The 20233-nt window shown below is 73.3% G+C and carries 21 protein-coding genes and 1 pseudogene; 13 read left to right on the top strand and 9 right to left on the bottom strand.

Translation table 11 applies throughout. The features are described 5' to 3' along the window. Nucleotides 1–21: 21 nt before the first annotated feature. Nucleotides 22–423, bottom strand: a complete 402-nt coding sequence (locus BJ993_RS08255) for a DUF4446 family protein (protein WP_051932632.1) — start codon at nucleotides 421–423, stop codon at nucleotides 22–24. 64 nt (nucleotides 424–487) lie between these two features. On the opposite strand from BJ993_RS08255, the gene BJ993_RS08260 reads away from it, so the two are divergent. The 5 genes and pseudogenes from BJ993_RS08260 (at nucleotide 488) to BJ993_RS08275 (ending at nucleotide 4244) form a co-directional block, all read left to right on the top strand. Next, on the top strand, nucleotides 488–1318 hold the full coding sequence (locus tag BJ993_RS08260; protein WP_036549295.1) for a prephenate dehydratase: 831 nt from the start codon (nucleotides 488–490) through the stop codon (nucleotides 1316–1318). A 48-nt stretch (nucleotides 1319–1366) separates the two neighbouring features. Further along, nucleotides 1367–2614 carry an arginine deiminase gene (locus BJ993_RS08265; protein ID WP_051932634.1) on the top strand — a complete coding sequence of 416 codons (1248 nt, stop codon included), beginning with the start codon at nucleotides 1367–1369 and terminating at the stop codon, nucleotides 2612–2614. A 159-nt stretch (nucleotides 2615–2773) separates the two neighbouring features. Then, nucleotides 2774–3145, top strand: coding sequence for a Crp/Fnr family transcriptional regulator (locus tag BJ993_RS08270; protein ID WP_036549296.1), 372 nt, complete (start codon nucleotides 2774–2776; stop codon nucleotides 3143–3145). A gap of 7 nt (nucleotides 3146–3152) precedes the next feature. Further along, nucleotides 3153–3332 (top strand): annotated as a pseudogene (locus BJ993_RS26735) (adenylate/guanylate cyclase domain-containing protein); the annotation flags it as partial. 69 nt (nucleotides 3333–3401) lie between these two features. Beyond that, the gene (locus tag BJ993_RS08275; protein WP_373366963.1) at nucleotides 3402–4244 is read left to right on the top strand and encodes an adenylate/guanylate cyclase domain-containing protein; all 843 of its coding nucleotides are present in this window, start codon (nucleotides 3402–3404) and stop codon (nucleotides 4242–4244) included. 76 nt (nucleotides 4245–4320) lie between these two features. On the opposite strand, the gene BJ993_RS08280 is transcribed toward BJ993_RS08275, so the two are convergent. Continuing rightward, nucleotides 4321–5262, bottom strand: coding sequence for a DUF5926 family protein (locus BJ993_RS08280; protein ID WP_036549297.1), 942 nt, complete (start codon nucleotides 5260–5262; stop codon nucleotides 4321–4323). A 10-nt stretch (nucleotides 5263–5272) separates the two neighbouring features. Next, nucleotides 5273–6073 (bottom strand): glycerophosphodiester phosphodiesterase, encoded by an 801-nt coding sequence (locus BJ993_RS08285; protein WP_179648386.1) that lies wholly within the window; start codon nucleotides 6071–6073, stop codon nucleotides 5273–5275. A gap of 117 nt (nucleotides 6074–6190) precedes the next feature. On the opposite strand from BJ993_RS08285, the gene BJ993_RS08290 reads away from it, so the two are divergent. Continuing rightward, the gene (locus BJ993_RS08290) at nucleotides 6191–6406 is read left to right on the top strand and encodes a PspC domain-containing protein (protein ID WP_036549301.1); all 216 of its coding nucleotides are present in this window, start codon (nucleotides 6191–6193) and stop codon (nucleotides 6404–6406) included. Nucleotides 6407–6436: 30 nt separating this feature from the next. Then, entirely contained in the window at nucleotides 6437–7213 is a 777-nt protein-coding gene (locus BJ993_RS08295; RefSeq protein ID WP_179648387.1) for a putative protein N(5)-glutamine methyltransferase, read from the top strand. Here the strand turns inward: BJ993_RS08295 and BJ993_RS08300 are convergent. Then, nucleotides 7194–8879, bottom strand: a complete 1686-nt coding sequence (locus BJ993_RS08300) for a serine/threonine-protein kinase (protein ID WP_179648388.1) — start codon at nucleotides 8877–8879, stop codon at nucleotides 7194–7196. The two genes, BJ993_RS08295 and BJ993_RS08300, sit on opposite strands and share 20 nt — an antisense overlap. A gap of 87 nt (nucleotides 8880–8966) precedes the next feature. Between BJ993_RS08300 and BJ993_RS08305 the strand changes: the two genes are divergently transcribed. Then, a complete protein-coding gene (locus BJ993_RS08305; protein WP_036549306.1) occupies nucleotides 8967–9521 on the top strand; it encodes an RNA polymerase sigma factor in 555 nt (184 codons plus the stop codon). A 21-nt stretch (nucleotides 9522–9542) separates the two neighbouring features. Here the strand turns inward: BJ993_RS08305 and BJ993_RS08310 are convergent, their stop codons facing one another. After that, nucleotides 9543–10661, bottom strand: coding sequence for a hypothetical protein (locus tag BJ993_RS08310; protein ID WP_179648389.1), 1119 nt, complete (start codon nucleotides 10659–10661; stop codon nucleotides 9543–9545). 82 nt (nucleotides 10662–10743) lie between these two features. After that, the gene (locus BJ993_RS08315; protein WP_036549312.1) at nucleotides 10744–11394 is read right to left on the bottom strand and encodes a TetR/AcrR family transcriptional regulator; all 651 of its coding nucleotides are present in this window, start codon (nucleotides 11392–11394) and stop codon (nucleotides 10744–10746) included. A gap of 45 nt (nucleotides 11395–11439) precedes the next feature. Between BJ993_RS08315 and BJ993_RS08320 the strand changes: the two genes are divergently transcribed. From BJ993_RS08320 to BJ993_RS08340, 5 genes are all read left to right on the top strand, one after another. Then, a complete protein-coding gene (locus BJ993_RS08320; RefSeq protein WP_179648390.1) occupies nucleotides 11440–12462 on the top strand; it encodes an alpha/beta hydrolase in 1023 nt (340 codons plus the stop codon). 154 nt (nucleotides 12463–12616) lie between these two features. Further along, nucleotides 12617–13453 carry an SDR family NAD(P)-dependent oxidoreductase gene (locus tag BJ993_RS08325; RefSeq protein WP_179648391.1) on the top strand — a complete coding sequence of 279 codons (837 nt, stop codon included), beginning with the start codon at nucleotides 12617–12619 and terminating at the stop codon, nucleotides 13451–13453. Beyond that, complete coding sequence (locus BJ993_RS08330) at nucleotides 13450–14403, top strand: ferritin-like domain-containing protein (protein WP_179648392.1); 954 nt, start codon at nucleotides 13450–13452, stop codon at nucleotides 14401–14403. The genes BJ993_RS08325 and BJ993_RS08330 overlap by 4 nt, the downstream gene beginning before the upstream one ends. A 5-nt stretch (nucleotides 14404–14408) precedes the next feature. Further along, nucleotides 14409–14906, top strand: coding sequence for an NAD(P)/FAD-dependent oxidoreductase (locus BJ993_RS08335; protein WP_179648393.1), 498 nt, complete (start codon nucleotides 14409–14411; stop codon nucleotides 14904–14906). Then, the gene (locus BJ993_RS08340) at nucleotides 14903–16408 is read left to right on the top strand and encodes a flavin-containing monooxygenase (RefSeq protein WP_179648394.1); all 1506 of its coding nucleotides are present in this window, start codon (nucleotides 14903–14905) and stop codon (nucleotides 16406–16408) included. Before BJ993_RS08335 ends, BJ993_RS08340 begins: the two co-directional genes overlap by 4 nt. 111 nt (nucleotides 16409–16519) lie before the next feature. Here BJ993_RS08340 and BJ993_RS08345 read toward each other — a convergent pair whose 3' ends face one another. The 3 genes from BJ993_RS08345 to BJ993_RS08355 all read right to left on the bottom strand — a co-directional run bounded on the left by BJ993_RS08345 (nucleotide 16520) and on the right by BJ993_RS08355 (nucleotide 20232). After that, the gene (locus BJ993_RS08345; RefSeq protein WP_179648395.1) at nucleotides 16520–18148 is read right to left on the bottom strand and encodes an ABC-F family ATP-binding cassette domain-containing protein; all 1629 of its coding nucleotides are present in this window, start codon (nucleotides 18146–18148) and stop codon (nucleotides 16520–16522) included. A gap of 228 nt (nucleotides 18149–18376) precedes the next feature. After that, the gene (locus BJ993_RS08350) at nucleotides 18377–19018 is read right to left on the bottom strand and encodes an SHOCT domain-containing protein (RefSeq protein ID WP_051932640.1); all 642 of its coding nucleotides are present in this window, start codon (nucleotides 19016–19018) and stop codon (nucleotides 18377–18379) included. Nucleotides 19019–19038: 20 nt separating this feature from the next. Then, nucleotides 19039–20232, bottom strand: coding sequence for an ATP-binding protein (locus BJ993_RS08355; RefSeq protein WP_179648396.1), 1194 nt, complete (start codon nucleotides 20230–20232; stop codon nucleotides 19039–19041). Nucleotide 20233: the final 1 nt, after the last annotated feature.

Here is a 20233-nt window from a genome sequence, read left to right on the forward strand (position 1 = left end):
CCGCAGCCCCCGCGCGGCAGGTCAGCTGCGGGCCATGCGGGCGTGCGCGACCGCCTCGTTCTCCTCCGGCGACAGCTCCTGGTCGCTGCTCCAGGCGGCGACGGACTTGGCGTAGGTGCGGGCCTCGTTGCGCCCCCGGATCGACGTCAGTACGACGCCGTCGCCGGCGTCGTCGAGGAGCGCGAGCGACCACGACAACCGCCCGCCCATCTCGTCGAAGGCGTCGTAGCGGACCACCGCGAGGTGGCGCAGCGCCCCGACGGCCTCGGCGCGCAGCGCGGCGACCTCGCGGCGCAGCCCGGCGGCGTCGGCCGGCAGGTCGTCCCCGGGGGCCGCGGACCGGCCGGCGGCACCGTTGCGGAGCGCGACCACGAGGGCCACGGCGGCGAGCACGAGGGCGAGGATCGCGAGGACGACGGCCATGGGGCCGACCGTAGTCGGCCGAGACGCCGCGATCAGGCACACGCGCCGCCACTACGATCGGGGCATGGCCCGCATCGCGTACCAGGGGGAACCCGGCGCCAACTCGCACATCGTGTGCAAGCAGCACTACCCGGACGCCGAGGCGGTCCCCTGCGCCTCCTTCGAGGACGTCTTCGCGGCGGTCGCGAGCGGCGACTGCGACCTCGCCCTCATCCCGATCGACAACTCGATCGCGGGCCGGGTGGCCGACATCCACCACTTCCTGCCCGAGTCCGGGCTGCACATCATCGCCGAGCACTTCCTGCGCATCCAGTTCCACCTCATGGTCAACCCGGGCGCGAGCGTCGACACGATCCGCACCGTGCACAGCCACGTCCACGCGCTCGGCCAGTGCCGCAAGGTGATCCGCGAGCTCGGGCTGACCCCGCTCATCTCCGGTGACACCGCCGGCGCCGCCCGCGAGGTCGCCGAGGCCGCCGACCTGACCCAGGCCGCGATCGCCCCGCCGCTGGCCGCCGAGATCTACGGCCTGGAGATCCTGCGCGAGGACGTCGAGGACGAGGACCACAACACGACCCGCTTCGTCCTGCTGTCCCCGGAGTACGTCCAGGCCCCGCAGGGCAACGGCCCCGTCGTCACCAGCTTCGTCTTCAACGTGCGCAACCTGCCGGCCGCGCTCTACAAGGCGCTCGGCGGCTTCGCGACCAACGGCATCAACATGACCAAGCTCGAGAGCTACATGGTCGGCGGCCAGTTCGCCGCGACCCAGTTCCTCGCCGAGGTCGACGGCCACCCCGACGACCCGGGGCTCAAGCGGGCGCTCGAGGAGCTCACCTTCTTCACGACCGACATCAAGGTGCTCGGGGTCTACCCCGCCGACCCGTTCCGCGGCTGACCGGCCGAGCCGCCCGTCGTACGACGCCGACGACACTAGGGTGTCGTCATGGTGGCCCCATCCCCGACGAGCACGCCCCCGTCCGGTGCCGACAGCGAGGTGGGCCGGCTGCGCTCGGTCCTGCTGCACCGGCCCGGTCCCGAGCTGCAGCGGCTGACGCCGCGCAACAACGACCGGCTCCTCTTCGACGGCATCCCGTGGGTCGCGCGGGCCCAGGAGGAGCACGACGCGTTCGCGGAGGCCCTGCGGGCCCGCGACGTCGAGGTGCTGTACCTGACCGAGCTGCTGACCGAGACCCTCGCCCAGCCGGCCGCGCGCGCCGCCGTCACCGACACCACGCTGACCGGGATGAGCGGGCGCGACCTCGGCGACCCGGTCCGCGCCTACCTGCGCTCGATGTTCGGCGACGCCTCGCCGGAGGAGCTGACCTACCTGCTCACCGCGGGCGTCCGCAACGACGAGGTCCGCTCGGGCATCGCGACCGGCACGCTGGTGACCTCGCTGCTCGCCGAAGAGCGCTTCCTCGTCGCGCCGCTGCCCAACCTGCTCTTCACCCGCGACTCCTCGGTCTGGCTGCGCGACCGGGTGGCGATCACCTCGCTGGCCATGCCGGCGCGGCGCCGCGAGACCCAGCTGACCGAGCTGATCTACCACTTCCACCCGCGCTTCGCCGGGACCGGCCGGATCCACGGCCACCACCTCGAGCACGTCGAGGGCGGCGACGTCCTCCTGCTCGCTCCGGGCGTGATCGCCGTCGGCGTCGGGGAGCGTACGACGCCGGCCGGGGCCGAACGACTCGCCCGGCAGGTGTTCGCGGGTGGCCTCGCGACCACCGTGCTCGCCGTACCCATCGCGCAGGAGCGCGCGACCATGCACCTCGACACCGTGTGCACGATGGTCGACGTCGACAAGGTGGTGATGTACCCCAACATCGCGGACACCCTGACGGCGTACGCGGTGACCCCGCGCGAGCCGGGCTCGCCCGAGCTGGAGGTCGCCGCTCCCGAGCCGTTCCTGGTGGCGGCGGCCAAGGCGATGCAGATCGACACCCTCCACCGCATCGACACCGGCCTCGACCCGGTCACCGCCGAGCGCGAGCAGTGGGACGACGGCAACAACACCCTGGCGCTGGCGCCGCGGCTCGCGGTCGCCTACGAGCGCAACGAGGGCACCAACGCGCGCCTCGAGGAGGAGGGCATCGAGGTCATCCGGATCGCGGGGTCCGAGCTCGGCTCGGGACGAGGCGGTCCGCGGTGCATGAGCTGCCCCGTGTCGAGGGATCCGATCCCGGGATAACCCGACTAATCCGGACACGTTGTAACGGTTGTCACGCAGGCGCTCCCGCTGACGTGCCGTGGCGACTAAGGTCGGCACAGGCATGGGGAGCGTCCCGGCGACACCAGGCGACGACAACCGGGCCACGACGAACCGGGCAGGCACAGCGAAAGGGTCAGCATGGCAACGTTCTTCGAGCACTTCAGCCCCCAGGAGATCGCGCGGATCAGCGCGACCGGACGGCGGGTGAAGCTCCCCGAGGGCTGGTCGCCGATCTGGGAGGACACCCCGGCCGACAAGGCCTACATCCTGCTCTCCGGAACCGTGTCGGTCCGCCGCGACGGCGTCGAGATCGCCCAGCTCGGCCCGGGCGACATCGTCGGCGAGGCCGCGATCGTCGGCCAGAAGCTGCGCACCGCGACGATCGTCGCGCTGACCCCGCTCGACACGATCCACCTGACCGACGAGATCCTGCGCGAGCTCGACGCCGAGTGGCCGGCCTTCCACCAGGCGCTGGTCGACGTCGCGCAGTCGCGCTTCGGCGACGCCTGAGCCCTCACGCGTGAGCCAGATCGACGACCCCGCCGCCCGTGACGGCGGGGTCGTCGGCGCACTCGAGGAGCACCTCCTCGGCCAGGCCCCGCACCTGACCCAGGAGCAGGTCGCCGCCGCCGCCGGCGTCCCGCTCGCCACCGCCAACGAGCTGTGGCACCTGCTCGGCTTCGCCCACGTGCCCGACGACGCCGTCGCCTTCACCGACGCGGACGTGCGCGCCCTCCAGCTCGCCAGCGACCTGGTCCGGCTCGGCGTGCTCAGCGCGGAGCGCCAGGAGGGCCTGGTCCGCACCTGGGGCCGCAGCTTCGCCCGCCTCGCCGACTGGCAGGTCGCGCTGCTCGCCGACGTCGCCCGCGAGATGGGCGCCGACCCGACCGAGGGCCTGCTCGCCGTCTCCGACGAGGTGATGCCGCGCGTCGAGCAGCTCCAGTCCTACGTCTGGCGCCGCCACCTCCTCAGCGCCGGCGCCCGGCTGATGGCCGAGTCCACGTCCGGAGCGTCCGCGACGCTGGCGGTCTGCTTCGTCGACATCGTCGGCTACACCTCCCGCTCCCGCACGCTCACCGACCGCGAGCTGGTCGCCTGGCTGGAGTCCTTCGAGACCGCCGTCCTGCAGCTCACCGTCGACCGCGGCGGCCGGATCATCAAGAACATCGGCGACGAGCTCCTCATCGTGGCCGACTCCCCCGAGGCGATGGCCGACATCGCGCTCGCGCTCACCGCCCGCGGCGCCGACCCCGACGACCCGTTCCCCGCGGTCCGGGCCGGGGTCGCGTACGGCGAGGTGGTGACCCGGCTGGGCGACGTCTTCGGCCCCGTCGTCAACATCGCCGCCCGGCTCACGTCGGTCGCCCGGCCGAGCACCGTGCTCGTCGACCTGGGCGCCTACGAGGCGCTGTCCGGGCGCACCGTCGCGCACGACGAGGAGCACCCCGACGACCACGCTGGCGACCGGGCGGGCGACCGGGCGGGCGAGCACGGCGAGGACGAGGCCGGCGGGTCGTCGTACCGGTTCCGGCGGTTGCGGCGGGTGTCGGTGAAGGGGTACTCGCGGCTGAAGGTATGGGTGCTGCAGGAATCCCCGCCTGGGCGGTGAAACTCGCGCCTGATGACGCGTGCAACCGTCGTCAAGCGCAGGAATCCCACGTCAGCCGGGGATTCCTGCCCCCACCTCAGCGGATGGTGACCTGACGGTTCGCGAGCCCGTTGCGGGCCGAGCGCTGCTCGGTGGTCAGCTCGGAGGTGTCGGCGAGGGCGGCGTCGAGCTTCTCCTTGAACGCGGCCGCGGCGTCCTCGAGGGCCTCGGGGCCGGTGCCGACGGCGAGGTCCCAGACCGGCGCGAGCAGGCCGTGCGCGCGGAACATCCCGACGAAGCGGGCGTCGGGGACGATCACGTCGTCGCCGGACACGTGGAGGCGGGCGAGGGCGTCGAGCAGCGCGTCCTCGGGCTCGGGCATCACCCAGCGCAGGTGCTCCTTCGCGCCCATCCGGGTCCAGTACGCCGCCGTCACCTGGGTCAGCCGGGCTGTCGGGGCCGCAGCGCCCTCGGCCTGCTCGAGGGCCTGGGCGAGCTCGGAGCTGGCCTCCATGTCGGCCACCCAGTAGTCGAAGCCCTCGTGCACCTCCACGCTCAGCGGGCCGTCGGCGACGAGGTCCTGCAGGCGGGGCGCGTCGGCCGCGGGGGCACTGGTGAGGCCGATCATCCCGGCGCCCGGGTCGGCGGCGAGGGCGTCGACGAGGACGGCGCCGAGGTCACGCGAGGGGTCGCCGAACGCGTGCTGGACCTGCAGGCCGAGCCACACCTCGCCGCTGTCGCGGACCATCGCGGGCGCCGCCATCGGGAGGAGGGTGCAGAGCTTGACCACGCGGTCGGCGTACTCACCCTTGAGCGGCAGCAGCGCGGTCGCGGCGGGAACCAGCTCGCGCATCGCGACGATGTCGGTCTCGGAGGCGAGGCCCTCGAAGGGGCGCTTGACGAAGACGTCGCCGCCACCGGGGGCACCGTGGCACGCCTTGTAGCGCTTGCCGGAGCCGCACGGGCAGGGCTGCCGCGGACCGACCTCGCCGGGAGCGGTCGCGGTCGCGGACGTCTTGGTGCGGTTCTTCTTCGCCATGCGGCGAAGACTATTCGGACGCGCCGAAGCGGGTGTCGAGCAGGTCCAGCATGAACCTCGGCTTGTCGCTGATGACGGCGCTCACCCCGAGGTCGAGGCAGAGGTCGAGGTCCTTCTCCTTGTTGACCGTCCACACGTGGACGTCACGGGAGTTGCGGCCGAGGCTCTCGCGGATCTTCGGGTGCTGGCGCAGCATCTTGATCCCGGGGCCGACGATCCAGTCGCGCCCGATCATCCGCTTCAGCACCGGCCAGTGGTTCGGCTTGTCGAAGAGCTGCACCAGCTGGATCTCCGGCGCCAGCCGCTCGACCCGCTGCAGGGCGGTGTAGGAGAAGCTCATGATCCGCACCGGCGCACCGGCCTGGTCCCAGCCGAAGTCGCGCAGCATGTCGACGAGCCGCTTCTCGACGAGCCCGCCGTAGCGGGTCGGGTGCTTGGTCTCGATCGCCACCTCGATGCGCCGGTCGTAGTCGGCGACGGTCTCGAGCAGCTTGCGCAGGGTGAGCACCCCGCGACCGTCGTCCTCGTCGGCCGCCTCGGCCTCGTCGTCGAGGTCGGCCCACGGGTTCTTCCACGACGCGAAGTCGAGCTCGTTGAGCTCGGCGAGGTCCATGGTGGAGACCAGGCCCCTGGTGGCCGCCGTACGCCGCAGGTCGCGGTCGTGCACGCAGACGAGGTGCCCGTCGGCGGTCAGCCGCACGTCGCACTCCAGGCCTCCCGCACCGGTGCCCATCGCCTCCAGGTAGGCGTTCAGGGTGTGCTCGGCGATCTCGTGACTCGCGCCCCGGTGGGCGACGACCTGTGGCCGCATGGCTGCATCATGACAGGCCGTAGGGGTTCCGCGGGCACGACCCTCAGGGTCGGGATCCGGGTCGAACCGGGGTCGATCCCCGATGTCCCCGGAGCGCGAACCGGGCACCGTTGGGGCATGAGCAACTACGACAGCTACTCGCCCACCCGCGGCCGCCGCCTGACCCGCCGCAGCCACGACAAGATGGTCGCCGGCGTGTGCGGCGGCATCGCCGACCACCTCGGCATCGACGCCACCCTGGTCCGCCTCCTGCTGGTCGCCGCCGTGATCTTCGGCTTCGGCGCCGGCATCGTCCTGTACGTCGCCGGCTGGATCCTGATGCCGCAGGCCTGATCCTCCCGACGGTCTCCTAGGCTGGCGGGGATGCCTGACCTCGTCGCCCGTCTCCGTGCCGCCGGCTGTGTCTTCGCCGAGGAGGAGGCCGCGCTCCTCGTGGAGGCGGCGCCCGACGCCGCCGCCCTCGAGGAGCTGGTACGACGCCGGGTCGGCGGCGAGCCGCTCGAGCTCGTGCTCGGCTGGGTCGCCTTCGACGGCCTGCGGGTGGCGGTCGACCCCGAGGTGTTCGTCCCGCGCCAGCGCACGACGTGGCTGGTCGAGGTCGCCGACGCCACCCTCACCGCATCGGCCGGCGACCGGCCGGGCGTCGTGGTCGACCTGTGCTGTGGCAGCGGCGCCATCGGCCTCGCGCTCGCGCACCGGCGCCCCGGCGCCACCCTGCACGCGACCGACGACCACCCGGCCGCGGTGGCCTGCGCCGCCCGCAACCTCGCGCAGGTCGGCGGCACCGTGCACCTCGGCGACCTGGCCTCACCGCTCCCGATGGACCTGCGCGGCCGGGTCGACGCGCTGCTGGCGAACGTCCCCTACGTGCCGAGCGCCGCGGTCGCCGCGATGCCGCCGGAGTCGCGCGACCACGAGCCGCGCAGCACGGTCGACGGGGGCGCCGACGGGCTCGACGTGCTCCGCCGGGTCGCGGCGCTGGCGCCGGAGTGGCTGCGCCCCGGGGGATCGATGCACTCCGAGGTCGCGCTGGCGCAGGTCGATGCCGCTCTCGTCGTACTCACCGACAGCGGGCTGCTCGCCCGGGTCGACCAGGACGAGGAGCGGGACGCGACGGTCGTCAGCGGGACCCGGCGGTAGCGCCGTCGGACACCGCGTCGAGCAGGATGGCCAGGCCCTTCTTGTCGACCGTCCGTCCGGACACCGAGATCTCCAGCGACGCCTCGCCCGCGGCGTTCGGCAGCCAGCGGAAGAAGTTGTAGCGCACCCGGTTGTTGCCGTCGCGGTAGGTGAAGTAGATCGTGTCCGAGGTCTGCTGGTAGACGTCCGGGTCCTGCAGCTTCTCGAGCTGGCTCACCTTGGTGTCGACCATCTCCGAGACCCGGGCCGGGGTGGCGAGCACGCGGAGCCGGACGCTGTAGCCGCCGACGAGGGGCTCGTCGGCGGGCCGCCAACGGACCTGGCCGACACGGTCGATCTGGGCCTCGGGCAGCAGGCCGGCATCCTCGTTGTCGGCGCCGACTCGGTAGGCGACCCAGCCGACCGGCACCGGATAGGTCCATGCGTGGCCACCCGAGCGGACCACGTGCGTGTCGTACTCCTGGCCGGCCGGCACCCGCAGCGTCGGGAAGTCGATGTCCTCGGCCGGCTCCCCGAGCGGCGACTCGCTGTCGGTCGGCTCCCCGGACGCGCCGCCCGTGGGCGACTCGCTGGCCCCTCCCGAGGGCCCGTTCGCCGGGTCGTCCTCCCCGAGCAGCCGGGTGACGCCGTAGGCGGCGCCGAAGGTGACGGCGAGGACCAGCAGGAAGGCCAGCACCAGCGGCAGTACGCCGCGACGACGGCGGGCCGGCGCGCCGTCGCCCGGGGTGGAGGCGGGCTCGACGGGGACGCGCGTCGGCGCCGGGGTGTGCGGTGGCGGCGAGGCGAGCTCGGTGACGATCACCTGCGGGGGCGCGAGCCGGCGCTCCGCCGTACCGGTGAGGGCATCGCGCTGCACCGCGGTCCGCTCGGCCCACCGCAGGCCCGCCACGAACGACGGCACGTCCGGCCACCGGTCCTCGGGGTCGAGGGCCAGGGCGCGCAGCACCACGGAGTCGAAGGCGGGCGCCACGTCGGCGACCGTCGACGGCGCCGGCGGCAGCTCCGGGCGCACCAGCGCGCCGAGCCCGCCCTCGCGGACCAGTCGTCCGGTGAGCAGCTGGTAGCCGACCGCGCCGAGGGCGTGCACGTCGGCGCGCAGGTCGAGGCCGATCCCGTCCGCCTGCTCGGGGGCCATGTACGACGGGGTGCCGACCACCTGGGTCAGCCCGCTCGCGTGCAGCATCGCCTTCGCCACGCCGAGGTCGGCGACGAGGACCCGCTCGCCGCCGTCCGGCGTGGAGCGGAGGAGGAGGTTCTGCGGCTTGATGTCGCGGTGGATCACGCCGTGGCGGTGCAGGACGGCGACGCCGTCGCCCGCCTGCGCGAGCAGGTCGACGACCCGGCCGGACGCGAGCGGCACGCCCGGCTCGACGAGGTCGGCGACGGTGCCGCGGTCGGCGTAGGACATGACGAAGTACGGCGTCCCGTCGACCTCGCCGATGTCGTAGACCCGGACGACGTGGTCGGAGTCGGCGCGGCGCAGGATGCGCGCCTCCTCGAGGAAGCGGTCGCAGACGTCCTGGCGCAGGGCCCAGTTGTCGGCGAGCGCCTTGACCGCGACTGGGGAGTCCAGCTCGTCGTCGTGGTAGAGCCAGACGGTCGCGAAACCACCGGCTCCGATCCGGTCGACACGTCGGAGCCTCCCGAGTCGCTCCGGCAGGGACACGGTGCGTATTGTGCCTGACGAGGGACGGGGCAAACGCTCGCGACTCCCCGGCAGCGCACGCGACACCGGCACTCGGGAGGGCAGGTCATGGAGCAGCTCGGCCCCGACGAGCTCGACGAGCTGGCCTTGCGGGCCGCCGGCGGCGACCGCGACGCGCTGGAGGACCTGCTCGCCGCCATCCAGCCGCGGGTACGCCGCATCTGCGGGCGGATGCTGCTCCACCCGCAGGACGCCGAGGAGGCCACCCAGGACGCCCTCCTGCTGGTCGCCACCAAGATCGGCAGCTTCGCCGGCCGCAGCAGGTTCACCACCTGGCTGCACGCGGTCGCGTCCAACAGCGCCCGGTCGACGTACCGCACCCTCAAGCGGCGCTCGGCCGAGCACGCCGTCGACGACCTCCCCGTGCACGCCGACCCCCGCACCACCAGCGTGATCGCCGGCAGCAGGCTCGACCTGCTCGAGGCGCTCGAGGTGCTCGCCGCCAGCAACCCCGACCTCGTCGAGCCGCTCGTGCTGCGCGACGTGCAGGAGCTCGACTACAACGAGATCGCGCGCCTGCTCGACACCCCGCTCGGCACCATCAAGTCGCGGATCCACCACGCCCGGCAGGCGATCCGTCCGCTGCTGCGGGTCCACGACTGACGGCGTCCGGCCCCGGGCCGGTCAGCCGCGGGTGCCGAGCACGGCGGTGTCCGGCACGCGCTTGACGTCCTCGCACCTCGCCGCGCGCGTGTCGCACCGCTTGATCGTCGCGGCGAGGGTCCGGTCGTCCAGGGTCAGGGTGAAGACGGTCGTGTCGTCGGCCCAGGTGGCGCCGGCGAGCAGACCGGTCGGGTCGAACTCGCTCTCCTTCTCGCCGGTGGCCGGGTCGACGACCCGCACCCACGAGGGTCCCGGGCCGTCGCCCGTCGTACCGGTCAGGAGCAGGCGCTTCCCCGACGGCGACCACGGCTCGAGCGAGGCCGGTCCGACCTCGCACTCCTTCCACCACGACCCGGCGTCGTCGGACGCTCCGCCGGTGAGGCAGTCGCCGACCGGGGTCTCCGGCGCGTAGTCCGCGTTGCGGTAGGCCGCGACGGCCTGCGACCCGTCCGGCGACGTGAGCGGTACGTCGACGCCCCGCGGACCCCAGTCCTGGTGGGTCCAGCCGTCCTGCTCGGTCTCGACGAGGCGGGTGGAGTCGCCGGCGGTCCAGCCGGTCACCAGCCCGCCGGCGCCGATCGCGACACCGGGGAGGCTGTTCACGACGTCGATGAAGGGCGGCTCCTCACCCGGCCCGTCGATCACGTCGAGCGGCTCGGTGGTCCGGTCGGCGAAGGTCGCGACGCGCCAGCTGACGCCGTTGCCGAAGACCACCCGGTCGCGCTCGGCACTGATGTCCGGGTGCCCGCGCCACTCCCCGATCCGCCACGCCTCGCCGCTCTCGGGGACGAAGGTGCCGGTGAAGATCGGGTCCCCGCTCGTGTCGGAGTCGACGTTGACGACGAGCCAGCCGCCGTCGACCTCGGCGAGGGAGGAGATCGTGCCGGAGGCGACCTGGGCCGGCACCGCCGCATTCCTCGCGCCGTCGTGGATGGCCCCGTCGGCGTAGTAGAGCGGGACCAGGTCGGTCGATCCCTTCGCCGACGGGCCGTCGTCGGTCGGCGTGGACCCCGGCTCGCTGGACCGGCCCGCCGGCGGGTCCTCGTCACCGGACCCGACCGTGCTCACGGCGAGCGTGATCCCGCCGGTCGTCCCGAGGACGGCGGCGGCGGCGAGCGACACGACGGCGGTGCGGTTCATGGCAGGACCCTTCCACGTTGATCTTGCCCGGTGTGACGCAGGCGGACCCCCATTGGTTCTGGCCCGTTGGCCCCCGCCCCGATCAGCCGCGCAGGAACTGCGGCGCCAGCCCGGCGCCCACGGCAGCGAGGTGCTCGACCAGCTCGTCGGCGCCGGCCTCGACCAGGCCGGAGCGCCACGCCAGCATCACCTCGACGAACCCGCCGATCCCGGTGAGCACGGCGACGCGGAAGCCGACCTCGTCGATGTCGTCGCGCAGGTAGGGCCGGGCGAGGTCGATCATCAGGGTCACGGCGAGCTGGATGGTCTCGCGGCGCCGCTGCTCGAGCACCGCGCTGCCGGCGTGGTCGCCGAAGACGATCTGGGCGCGCTGCGGCTCGTCGCCGATGTGGTGGACGACCGCGTGCAGGGCGGCGTGCAGCTGGTCGAGCGGGTCACCGTCCGCGTGGGGAGCGATCGCCGCGAGCATCATCGCGAGGGTCTCGTCGCGCATCTGGTCCCAGATGGTCGCGAGCAGGGCGTCGCGGTCGGCGAAGCTCTCGTAGAAGTAGCGGTCGGTCAGGGCCGCGCGGGCGCAGACCCCGCGCATGGTGACGGCGGCCCAGCCGCTCTCCTGCCAGATCTCCAGGGCGGCGGCGACCAGCGCCTCACGACGCTCCGCGCGCCGCTGCTCGGCCGACTTCCCGCCGTACCGGCGACGGGGTGCGGGTGCCTCCGCCCGGACTTCCTCCACCCGAACATCTTGACGGCATGTGCCCTCAGAATGCAATGTGACGGCATGCGCCTTCAGAAACAGGGCCGACCGGGCAGCGTCGCCCGCGGCTCGGTCCGCAGCCGGATCGCCGCCGAGGCGACCTCCCGCACGCTGCGGCCGCTGACGACCCTGATCCCCGCCAACCGCCACGGCGTGCGCTTCTCCCGGCACCTCGTCGCCGGCAGCCTCGCCCTCTTCGGGCCCGCCCTCTGCGGCAGCCGCGTGGTCCGGGTCGCGCGGCCGGTCACCAGCGGGCCGACGCCCCGCGGCGAGTGGGTGCGCGGCCCCGGCGCCGAGCGCGAGGACGGCGTCGTCCTCTACGTCCACGGCAGCGCCTACACGATCTGCTCGGCCCGCACCCACCGCGGCATCACCACGCGCCTGTCCGCGAAGACCGGGCTGCCGGTCTTCGCCTGCGACTACCGGCTGGCGCCGAGCCACCGGTTCCCGGCAGCGGCCGACGACGTGCGGGCGGCGTACGACTGGCTGATCGGGGAGGGCCACGAGCCCGAGCGGATCGTGCTCGCCGGCGACTCCGCCGGCGGCCACCTCGCCGTCGACCTGGCGCTCGAGCTGATCCGGGAGGGCCGTACGCCGCCCGCCGCCCTCGTCGCCTTCTCGCCCGTCCTCGACCTCACCATGTCGCTGGCGGCCGCACGGGAGCGGATGCGCCCCGACCCGATGATCTCCGCGGCCCGGGCCGCCCGGCTGCTCGACCTCTACATCGCCGGCCACTCGCCCGCCACGCCGCGGCTGCGCTTCTCCTTCGACGGCGCCGACCGGTTCCCGCCGACGCTGGTGCAGGCCGGCGCGCGCGAGATGCTCGCCGCCGACGCGATCGAGCTGGCGCGCGGGCTCGAATCCGCCGGCGCCAGCTGCCGCCTCGAGGTCTGGCCCGACCAGATGCACGTCTTCCAGGCCCTCTCCCGGGTCGTCCCGGAGGCCGACCGGGCGCTCGACGTGGCCGCCGGCTTCATCGACGAGCAGCTCGAGGTCCAGCGCCGCCGGGCCGCGCTCGCCCTCGTCCCCCCTGCCAAGGAGGCCTAGTGGCCGTGTCTCCCATTCCCCGGCGGCGCCCAGCACGCGCGCTGGCGGCGTTGCCGACGCTCGACGTGCGCCCAGCATGCCTTCGCGCCGGCGCCTTGCCATCGCACGCACCGGACGACCTGACCATCCACCGAGGAATGGGAGACACGACCTCATGACCCGACGCACGAAGCACGCCGACGCGGTCGTCACCGGTGCGGGCAGCGGGATCGGCCGCGCCTTCGCCCGCGAGCTGGCCCGCCGCGGCGGCCGGGTGGTCTGCGCGGACCTCGACGAGACGGCGGCCAAGGAGACCGTCGCGGCGATCCAGGCGGCCGGCGGCGAGGCCCTCGCCGTCGCCTGCGACGTCGCCGACGTCGCGCAGGTCCAGGCGCTCCACGACACCGCGGTCGACTGGCTCGACCGCGCACCCCGCCTGGTCGTCAACAACGCCGGCATCGGTGCCGGCGGCAAGGTCATCGGCGAGGCCCCGCTCTCCGACTGGCAGCGCACCCTGGGCGTCAACCTCTGGGGCGTCATCAACGGCTGCCACGTGTTCGTCCCGACCCTGCGCCAGGCCGGCCGTGGCGGCGGCGTCATCAATGTCGCCTCCGCGGCCGGCTTCACGGCGGCGCCACGGATGGCCGCCTACAACGTCAGCAAGGCCGGTGTCGTCAGCCTCTCCGAGACCCTCGCCGCCGAGCTCGCCGGCACCGGCATCGCCGTCACCGTGCTCTGCCCGACCTTCGTGCGGACCAACATCTTCGACGGCGAGCTGATCGACCCCGGCGCCGCCGGCATGGCCCGCCGCATCGCCCGGATCGCCGGCTTCTCGGCCGACCGGGTCGCCCGCACGACGCTCGACGCCCACGACAAGGGCCGCCTGTACGTCGTACCCCAGCTCGACGCGCAGCTCCTCTGGCGCACCAAGCGCCTGCTGCCCGCCCCCTACACCCGCGCGGCCGGACTGCTCGGCCGCTTCGTCCCCGACGAGGAAGGTGCCTCCCGATGACCACCACCGCCAGCGCGACCACCGGCTACGACTTCGACGCGATGCTGCAGACCATCAAGGACAAGCAGTGGTCGCTCGCCGACATCGACTGGGACGCCCCCGGCGCCGAGCTCGTCACCGACGAGGTGCGGGCGAAGATGAAGCCCTTCATGGCCGACCTGGTCTGGATCGAGCACGTCGGCGCCCGCGGCTTCGCGTCGCTGGCGAAGAAGGCGCCGACGCCCACGATCAAGCGGATCTACGAGTACTTCCACGCCGAGGAGCAGAAGCACGCCAACGCCGAGCTCGCCCTGATGAAGCGGTGGGGCATGCTCGACGACGAGGGCAACCCGCCCGAGCCGAACATCAACGTCAAGCTCGCGATCAAGGTGCTCGACGACTACGGCGACACCCTGCCGCTCACCGGCCTGGCCACGCTGATCCCGCTGCTGGAGTGCGCCCTCGACGGCGCGCTCGTGAAGTTCCTGCTCGACGAGGTGCACGACCCGGTCTGCCACGAGGTGTTCCGGCACATCAACTCCGACGAGGCGCGGCACATCACCGTCGACTTCCAGGTGCTCGAGCTGATCGGCGCCGGCCCGCTGCACAAGCTCCTCATCGAGTCGCTGGCGCTGCTCTCGCCGCAGGTGATCATCGGCCTCGTCGTCGTGTTCACGCCGCTGATCAACAAGATGCGCGACAACATCGTGGCGATGGGCCTGCCCGAGCAGAAGCTCTACAACGCGGTGAAGCGCTTCGCCACGATCGGCTCCCGGGGCGCGCACACGGCCCGGATCCCGGCGTACCACGTGCTCAAGGCGCAGGCCGCGATGGTGGTCGACCGCACGTCGCCGTACCACCGCCTGCTCGCCGACCCGATGGTCAAGCTGACCTCCTTCGTCCCGGCGAGGGTGCTCGGCAGGCCGCAGGCGTGGGTGGACGAGCTGACCCACGAGCCGGTGGCGTCGTGACGGCCGTGAGCACCCCGGCCACGCCCGCCAGCCGGTACGACGGCGAGCTGCTCCGCGGCGCCGAGTGGCGGGGGCGCGCGTTCACCGGTCGGTCGGTCGCCGTGATCGCGCCCGGGCGCGAGGCCGCGGTGATCGTGCCCGAGGTGGTCCGCACCGCCCGGGCCGTGAAGGTCTTCCAGGAGGAGCCGGACTGGCTGCTCCCGCTGCCCCTGCCGCTCCCCCGCGCGCTGGCCGTCCCCGCCGCGCGGCTCAACCTGCGGCTGCGGGTGCGCGACCCGTGGACCCGCCGCCTGCTCACCCCGGACGCCCGCTTCAACCGACACCGCCCGCGGGTCGACGGCCGCTACTACGCGGCCCTGCAGGAGCCCCACTGCACGCTGGTCCCGTGGCCGGTCTACGCGCTGGTCGCCGGCGGCATACGCAGCGCGGAGGGCATCGAGCACCACGTCGACTGCATCATCCTCGGCACCACCGCCGCCCACCGAGAGGACCTCTTCGCATGACGCAGCCGTCCGGCCTGCTCGCCCGGCCCGACCACGAGGTCGTCATCATCGGCGGAGGCTTCTCCGGCATCGGGGCCGCGATCCTGCTGTCCCGCGCGGGCTTCGAGGACTACCTGCTGCTCGAGGCCGGCGACGGGCTCGGCGGCGCGTGGCACTGGAACACCTATCCCGGCGTCGCCGTCGACATCCCGTCCTTCAGCTACCAGTTCTCGTTCGAGCAGGTCGCCGGCTGGTCGCGGGTCTACGCGCCCGGCCGGGAGCTGAAGGCCTACGCCGAGCACTGCGTCGACAAGTACGACGTACGGCGGCGTACCCGCCTGCGGACGAGCGTCACCGCCGCCACCTTCGACGACGAGGCGCACCTGTGGCGGCTCGACACCTCCTCCGGGGAGAGCATCACGGCGCGGCACGTCGTCAGCGCGACCGGCGTCCTCACCCAGCCGAAGCTGCCCGACATCGACGGGCTCGCCGACTACACCGGCACCGTCATGCACACGGCGCGCTGGGACCACTCGGTCGACCTGACGGGGCGGCGCATCGCGATCATCGGCACCGGCGCGTCCGCCGTACAGGCGATCCCGCACCTGGCCCGGGCGGCCGAGCACCTCACCGTCTTCCAGCGCACGCCGATCTGGTGCCTGCCCAAGCCGGACGCCCCGCTGCCCGGTGTCGCGCGCGCGGCTCTGCGGCGGATCCCCGGCGCCAAGCGGGTCTCGCGGCTCGCGAGCCAGTCCTTCGTCGAGCTGACGTTCCCGGTCGCGGCCCACTTCGCCGGGCTGGTCCCGGTGGCCGCCGCCGGCGAGCGGCTCGGCCACGCCTATCTCCGCCAGGCCGTCCGCGACCCCGCGGTCCGCGAGCAGCTGACCCCTCGCTACGCGCTCGGCTGCAAGCGGCCGAGCTTCTCCAACTCCTACCTGCCGACCTTCAACCGCGACGACGTGACGCTGGAGACGACGGCGATCTCGGCGGTGACGCCGACCGGCGTGCGGACCGTCGACGGTGCCGAGCACACCGCCGACGTGCTGATCCTCGCGACCGGCTTCAAGGTCTTCGAGAAGGGCAACATGCCGCCCTTCACGGTGCGCGGCGCCGGGGGCCTCGACCTCGACAAGTGGTGGGAGGAGAACCGCTTCCAGGCCTACCAGGGCGTCTCGGTGCCGGGCTTCCCCAACTTCTTCACGATCCTCGGGCCCTACGGCTACAACGGGTCGTCGTACTTCAACCTGATCGAGACCCAGGGCACCCACATCGTCCGAGCCCTGCGCCGGGCCCGGAAGGTCGGCGCCACCCGCGTCGAGGTGACGCCCGAGGCGAACGCGGCGTACTTCGCCTCGGCGCTGGGACGGCGCAAGCACCAGGTCTTCTTCCAGGACTCCTGCGGGCTGGCCAACAGCTACTACTTCGACGACAACGGCGACGTGCCCTTCCGGGCGGCGACCACGCTCGAGACGATGTGGGCGGCACGGCGCTACCCGCTCGACGCCTACGCGTTCACGGGCTGAAGCGCGAGCTTCGGCCGGGTCTGCGGTTCAACTACCGAATTCGTCGCCGCGCCGTCGATTCTGCGTCAAATTCGGTAGTTGCGTGACCAACCCGGAGCCGCCGACGGCCGGTTACCCGAGGGCGAGGGTCGCGCCCTCCCACCGGCGCCGCAGCCAGCGGTCGTGGGAGGCGACGACGACCGTGCCGGGGCTGGTGCCGATCGCCTCCTCGAGCTCGGTGACCAGCGCGAGCGAGAGGTGGTTCGTCGGCTCGTCGAGGAGCAGCAGGTCCGGCTCGGTGGCGACCGCGACGGCCAGGGCGAGACGACGACGCTGCCCCACCGAGAGGAGTACGACGGGCTTCGGGTGCTCGCGCGGGTGGAGCAGGCCCAACGAGCGCAACGGACGCCGCCGGGCGAGCTCGTCGCCGACCAGGGCGGCGTAGGCGTCGGCCGCGCTCGCGGTCAGGTCCGGGAACACCGGGTCCTGGGTGAGCTCGACGACCCGCGGTGCGCCGACCTGCACCGTGCCGGTCGTCGGCAGCACCCGTCCGGACAGCACGCCCAGCAGGGTCGACTTCCCCGAGCCGTTGGCGCCCGTGACGAGCAGGTGCTCCCCGGCGGCGACGTCGAGGGTCGGCAGGCGCAGCCGTCCGGCGACCGACAGGTCGCGCACGGTCACGACGCGGCCGCCGCCGACCGCGGCGGCGGTCAGCCCGGTCGAGAGCCGCAGCGGCGCCGGCGGCTTGCGGACCTGGTCCCGCTCGGCCTCCTCCAGGCGTCGCTCGGCGTCCTTCTTGCGGCGGGCGAGCGCGCGGTCGACGTTCTGGCCCTTGAAGGCATGGATGAACTTGTCGTTGTCGCGCGGGCCGCGGCCGGGCGCGATCGCGGACTTCTCGATCCGGGTCGCCTCGCGGAGCCGGGCGATCTCCTCCTGCTGCTCCTCGTAGGCCTGCTCCCACCGGCGTCGCGCGGCCTCGCGCTCGGCGGCGTAGGCGGACCAGCCGCCGCCGTACCGTCGTCCGCCGCGGCCGTCCGTGCCCATCCCGACCGGGTCGAGGTCCACGAGGTCGGTGCAGACCTCGTCGAGGAACACCCGGTCGTGGCTCGTCAGCAGGACGACGCCCGGCAGGTCCCTCAGGAAGCCGACCAGCAACGCGACAGCATCGTCGTCGAGGTGGTTGGTCGGCTCGTCGAGCAGCAGGCAGGTCGGCCGTCGCGTCATCAGGGTCGCCAGCGCCAGCCGCGTCCGCTGGCCGCCGGACAGGCTGGCGACGCGGCGGTCGTGGTCGAGCCCGTCGAGCCCGAGCTGCTCGGCCGCCAGCAACGCGCGGCGGTCGGCGTCCCAGGCGTCGTGGGCCAGGGCGTGCTCGAGCGCGGCGGCGTACTGGTCGGCGACGGCGGGGTCGTCGAGCCGGTCCGCGAGCCGCTCGACCGCGGCGACCGAGTCCCGCAGCGGACGGAGCGCGCCCGCCAGGACGTCGGCGATCGTGGCGTCGTCAGGGAACGGCGGCTCCTGCGTGAGGAACGCCCGGTCACCCGGCGCCTCGACCGACCCGCTGACCTGCGCCAGGCGCGGCAGGGAGCCGTCGATCGCCCGCAGCAGGGTGGACTTCCCGGCGCCGTTCTCGCCGATGAGGCCGATCCGCCGTCCGGGCTGGGCGACGAGGTCGATCCCGTCGAGGACGGTACGACGCCCGAACGCGACGGACAGGTCGCGCACGACGACGGGAGGGAGGGTGGCGGTGGTGGGAGCTGACATGACGAAGCCTTCGGACGAGACGAGGACTCGCCGGGCGGGGCCGCGGACGCGAGTCGGGTCAGGCAGTCATCAGCATGATGGGACGAGCCTACGGGGGTGTCCCTGACGGGCGCGAGTGATTTACCGGGCGTCTCGTGACGGTCGCTGCGCGACCTCCTCGACGACCGGAGGACCTGCGCGACCTCCTCGACGACCGGAGGACCTGCGCCACTCCTCGACGACCGGAGGTCAGAGCTCGTCGAGGATGCGGGCGCGCGCGGCGTCGTACTCGTCGCGGCTGACCAGGTCGCGCCGGAGCAGGTCGTCGAGCTCGGCCAGGCGCTCGGCCGCGGGGCGGTCGTCGGCCGGCTTGCGGAGGCCGACCGGCGCGACGGGCTTCGCGGCGTCCCAGTCGATCTCCCACTCGTCGGTCTCGGGGTCGATCAGGATCGGCAGCTCGCCGGCGTGCAGCAGCGGGATGTGGATGTCGGGCACCACGCTGCGCACCTGGGCCTCGAAGGGTGTGATGTCACCGCCCTCGATCATCAGCCTGATCACGAGCATCGGCTGGTCGTTGATCCGCACCCCGGTCTGCTCGAACGACAGCACCCGCCCGCGGGCCCGCCTGCCGCGCGTGCGCAGCTGGTACATCCGCTGCTGGCTGTGGGTGCGGCGGTTGGCGATCGCCAGCGCGATCACCACGTCGAGGACGGTGATGCCGATGCCGGTCGGCAGCAGCCAGCCCGAGCCCGGCTCGTCCTCGGGCACGACCAGGCCCATCACGAGGAAGATCGGCCCGACGATGCCGCACAGCAGCATGAAGAGCAGGGTCGGCACGAGGTTGCGCACGAAGGACCGCGGCTGCGGCACGTCCTGGGGGGAGACGGTCACAGCCACAGGCTAGAAGGAATTCAGGCCTGCGTGCGGAGATAGCGCCCGAAGTGCGGCACGGTGAAGGCGATCCGCCCGCGTTCGCCGGAGTAGATCAGCCCCTTCTTCAGCAGCGAGTCACGGGCCGGTGACAGCGACTGCGGCTTCTTCCCGAGTACGACGGCCACGTCGGCCGTCGCGACCGAGCCGACCGGGTCCTCGTCGTCACCGGCGGCGTCGGCCATGGCGCGCAGGTAGTCGCGCTCCGCGGGGGTGGCCCGCTCGAAGCGCGAGCCGAAGAAGCCGACGGCGAGCTCGCGTTCGGCCTCGGGCCCGGCCACCGCCACGTCGTCGCCGGTGATCGGCGAGCGCGGCGCGAGGTCCCACACGGCGCGGCCGTAGGCCTGGATGAAGTAGGGGTAGCCGCGGGTGGCGTCGTACATGGCGTCGAGCGCGTCGGGGGTGAACTCGGCCTCCTCCTCGGAGGCGGGCGCGACGAGGGCCCGGTCGGCGGAGTCGCGGGAGAGCCGGTCGATGCGCTGGTAGGAGAACAGCCGCTCCGAGTAGGACTTGCTCGCCGAGAGCACGGCGGGCAGGTGCGGCAGGCCGGCGCCGACCACGATCACGGGGAGGCCGTTCTGGCTGAGCTCGTGGCAGGCGGCGCACAGCGCGGAGATGTCGTCGGCGCCGAGGTCCTGCATCTCGTCGATGAAGATGCCGACGCCCTTGCCGACGTCGGCCGCGAGCCCGCCCACGTCGGTGAGCAGCTCGACGAGGTCGATCTCGACGTCGCCGGAGTCGGCGCGGCCGCGGACCACGGGGACGTCGATGCCGGGGCTCCACCGGTCGCGCAGCTTCGCGTCGGTGCCGGCCTCGCGCTGGGCGAACGAGCGGATGACCCCGAGCACGTGGTTGGCCTCCGCGGGCTCGGGGTGGCCGAGCTCGCGGACCGCCTGGTGCAGCGCCGAGGACAGCGGCCGGCGCAGCGACTGGTCGGGGCGCGCCTCGAGCTTGCCGGTCCCCCAGCCCTTGCGGACCGCGGCCGAGCGCAGCGCGTTGAGCAGGACCGTCTTGCCGACGCCGCGGAGCCCGGTCAGCACGAGCGAGCGCTCCGGGCGCCCGCGCGAGACCCGCTCGAGGACGACGTCGAACGCCGCCAGCTGCTCGTCACGACCGGCGAGCTCGGGCGGGCGCTGACCGGCGCCGGGCGCGTACGGGTTGCGGATCGGGTCCATG

The sequence above is a fragment of the Nocardioides aromaticivorans genome, assembly GCF_013408525.1.
In the GTDB taxonomy this organism is placed as follows: Bacteria; Actinomycetota; Actinomycetes; order Propionibacteriales; family Nocardioidaceae; genus Nocardioides; species Nocardioides aromaticivorans.